This window comes from Pseudorhodobacter sp. W20_MBD10_FR17 (genome assembly GCF_052119765.1).
Taxonomy (GTDB): Bacteria; Pseudomonadota; Alphaproteobacteria; order Rhodobacterales; family Rhodobacteraceae; genus Pseudorhodobacter.
Map to the genome: position 1 here is coordinate 1 of NZ_JBGQOQ010000084.1, position 3,616 is coordinate 3,616.

The 3,616-nt window shown below is 54.0% G+C and carries 3 protein-coding genes; all 3 read right to left on the reverse strand.

Annotated features, from left to right (window positions below; genetic code table 11):
- Window positions 1–195: 195 nt before the first annotated feature.
- Genes arsJ through ACEN2J_RS20500 form a run of 3 tightly spaced genes read right to left on the reverse strand, consistent with a single transcriptional unit; the run spans window position 196 to window position 3,298 of the window.
- Window positions 196–1,458, reverse strand: a complete 1,263-nt coding sequence (arsJ, locus tag ACEN2J_RS20490) for an organoarsenical effux MFS transporter ArsJ (RefSeq protein WP_442108567.1) — start codon at window positions 1,456–1,458, stop codon at window positions 196–198.
- Window positions 1,455–2,453: an ArsJ-associated glyceraldehyde-3-phosphate dehydrogenase gene (locus ACEN2J_RS20495; RefSeq protein WP_442108569.1), complete on the reverse strand. Its 999-nt coding sequence runs from the start codon at window positions 2,451–2,453 to the stop codon at window positions 1,455–1,457. Before ACEN2J_RS20495 ends, arsJ begins: the two co-directional genes overlap by 4 nt.
- Window positions 2,450–3,298, reverse strand: coding sequence for an arsenate reductase/protein-tyrosine-phosphatase family protein (locus tag ACEN2J_RS20500; protein ID WP_442108570.1), 849 nt, complete (start codon window positions 3,296–3,298; stop codon window positions 2,450–2,452). The genes ACEN2J_RS20495 and ACEN2J_RS20500 overlap by 4 nt, the downstream gene beginning before the upstream one ends.
- Between the last annotated feature and the right edge of the window lie 318 nt (window positions 3,299–3,616).

A 3,616-nucleotide genomic window follows, 5' to 3' on the forward strand; every position in this document is an offset into this window, starting at 1 on the left:
GCGCGCATTCGTTCTTCGTAGCTATACATGAACTATCTCCAAGATAGTCCAAGTTTTCGTCCGCACCCCCATTTTTCTATTTGGCGATTACCTCTCTGAAACATGATAATCTCCTGAAAAATAATCGAAATTTCTGCTACAAGTGGGTCACGGTGTTTCGGAAAACCGGGTCAATTTCTCGCAGAATTCAACAGTCTAAGCTTGGCTCGGTTTCAAGAACCCGACCGTAATCGCTGACAGCGCGACCATCACTGACGCAGTGCCGAGCATCAAGGCCAGCCCACCGACTTGATAGGTCAATCCCGAGAGCAGCGTTCCAGCTAATCTTCCAACTGCGTTGGCCATGTAGTAGAACCCCACGTCCATCGTTACGCGTTCGGCTTTGGAAAAGGAAAGAATCAAATAGGAATGCAGGGATGAGTTCACGGCGAAGATCGCGCCGAATGCGAGCAATCCGGCGACAAGGATAAATGTTAGCCACATCTGCGGACCCGCTGCAACAATAGACGCTGCTGTCAGAACCAACGGCACAGCGACAAGGTACCAAGCCCATCTGCGTGCTGCCGCGATCAGTTCAGGCTCCGGTCGGGTTTTCGCCCGCAAAACGCGAGGTGCGTTGGCTTGTACTAGACCATACAGTATCACCCAACCGGCCATGAACGTGCCGATCAGGAAGAATGCGGCACGGTTACCTTCGTTCGTGCCGTCCGAAAGTACAGCATAAAAATAGACTGGGATACCGACAACAAACCAGACGTCACGGGCACCGAATAGAAACACGCGTGCAGCGCTCAACCAATTGACGTTGGCAGATTTGGAAAAGATTTCAGAGAACTTTGCGTCTTTGCGGCCCTTCGGCAGGCCCGGCGGCATGGCAATCAGGACCGCGAGCAGGTTTACGGCCAAGATCGCAGCCATGGCCAGAACTGCCCCGACAAACCCCAGCGTCGCCAGCAGCGCCGCGCCAAGAAGGAAGCCCGCGCCCTTTACCATGTTCTTGGACCCAGTCAGAAGCGCTACCCAGCGGAAAAGGCCGCCTTGCTCTGACGGTGCAAGCAGCTTTACGGCCGATTTGGAAGACATCTTGGCGAGATCCTTTGCGACTCCGCTCGCACCCTGTACCAGCATGACATAGACAACCGACACACCGACCGGCCAACCGGGATCGAGCTGCGCCAAGGCCAGCAGTGCCACCACCTGTAAACCAAGACCGGCATAGAGTGTCGATGTTAGCCCATACCGCGCGGCGATCCAGCCCGCACCAAGATTGGTCACCACGCCTGCAATCTCATATAGAACAAAGAGATAGGCAAGCTGGACAGGCGAGAACCCTAACGTGTGGAAGTGAAGTAATACCAGCATCCGCAACGCGCCATCCGTAAGCATGAAGGCCCAATAGGATGCGGTGACCGCGATATAGGCCGACAGGCCCTCTGGCCGCGCAGATGTACTGGTCACAGACTGCCTCCTACCATGCAGGTCACATCGACAAGCCGATGCGCATAGCCCATCTCGTTGTCGTACCAAGCATAAATCTTCACCTGCGTCCCGTTTATGACCATTGTGGATGGCGCGTCGATGATGCAGGACCGTTCGTCATTGGTATAGTCGGTTGAGACGAGCGGGCGCTCTTCATACCCCAGAATACCTTTCAATGGCCCTTCGGACGCGGCTTTGAACATCGCGTTGACATCTTCAGCGGTCGTCTCACGCTCCACCTCGAACACGCAATCCGTCAGCGACGCATTGAGCAGCGGCACGCGGACCGCATGGCCGTTCAGACGACCTTTCAATTCTGGATAGATCATTGTGATGGCGGTCGCACTGCCGGTCGTTGTCGGGATCAAAGAGTTTAGCGCAGATCGGGCACGGCGAAGGTCCTTGGCAGGACGGTCCACGATGGTCTGCGTATTTGTCACATTATGAAGTGTCGTGATGGAGCCATGCTTTATTTTCAGGTTCTCGTGGATGACCTTCACGACCGGTGCAAGGCAGTTGGTCGTGCAACTTGCGGCAGTCACAATGCGGTGGCGGCTGGGGTTATAGATATCGTGATTTACGCCGTAGACGATATTCGCTGCATCCCCATCCTTCACGGGGGCCGATACAATCACCTTTTTGACGCCCGCGTCGAAATAGGGCGCGATCTTTGCCGCAGTCTTAAAGACGCCTGTGCAGTCGATCACAACATCAACGCCCTCCAAAGGCAACGCCGCGATATCCTGCGTACCAATAAATGGCAGGCGCACGCCATCGATTGTAACGCTGCTTGCGTCATGCGCGAAGTCTGCTTTCCACCGCCCATGAACGGTATCGAACTCAAATAGATGCGCGTGCATCTCAGGGCCCCCGACAGCGTCGTTAATCCAGGCGATGTTTGCCCCCCGGTCAAGCAGGGGTTTCAGGGCGAGTTTGCCAATGCGGCCAAGACCGTTGAGTGCATAAACAGTCATTTGGATGGGTTTTCCTCTTTAAATTGACCAATTTTGTCGACAGCCTTTTGTAAGGACAGACGGTCAAGCGTGCCAAGCGGCAGGGCGGTAAACGCGATCATGCGGTTGCGCAGCGCGCCATATGTCTGATGAAAAGCAAGACTCTTTTCCGCATCCGAGCCTTCCGCTTTGATCGGGTCGGGAAGCCCCCAATGCGCCGAGATGGGTTGGCCTTGCCACGACGGGCATTCCTCATTTGCGGCCTGATCGCATACGGTAAAGACAAAATCGAAGTTTGGTGCATCCGCAGTTTGGAACTCGGAAATGTTCTTGGCGCGTAAAAGCGACACATCATATCCTTTTTGTTTCAATACTTCGAGCGCGAACGGGTTTAGCTTCGAGCGGGGCTTAGTACCCGCTGAATGGGCAATGAATCGGTCGCCCGCCATATCGCGCAGGATGGCTTCCGCAAAAATCGAGCGGGCGGAATTTCCCGTGCATATGAAGAGGACATCATACTTGCGGTTGTTCATTGGACTATCTCCGTCTGGGGTAGGGTAGGCATTGGGGATGCAAATTTCGGGGCGCCCCCTGCAGCAGTCGTGCAAAAGGTAACCTACGGTTTCGCGGGCAGCATCCATGTCGATCGTATAACGCAGGGAAGTTCCTATACGCTCTTGTGTTACCAAACCGGCATGCATGAGCGCGTTCACATAGCTCGAAAGCGTGCTTGATTTAAAGCCAAGCGCCTGTGCCAATTCTGTCGCGGGAACGCGATCAGGATAGCGGCGCATCAGCAGCCGGAACAGGGCCAGCCGTTGCGGATGGCCAAGCGTCGAAAGGCGGTTAGGGATCAATTTTTCCATAATTCATGAATATATGAATTATGAGAGTGTGGAAAGTGAAGGTTTTGTAACGGTCGCCATCAATCGGTCCAGCCACGTGATAGTGAACTTCTAGAAACCCTGCTCTTATAGACTTCGTGCAGTATTGCTCCACGCTCCGAACTGGTCAGAGTCTAAGACATTACAACGACTGGAGTGAATCTCCGGATTGTTTAGGGTTCCAAAAGCAGACATTGGTCGAACTTGTATTAAAGGCGATTGCATCGAGTTATTGTCAAATCTGGTGTTTGAGGCTTGTCGGTCATGCGGCGATCTGGTCTGGGGTTGTGGCTTCAATTC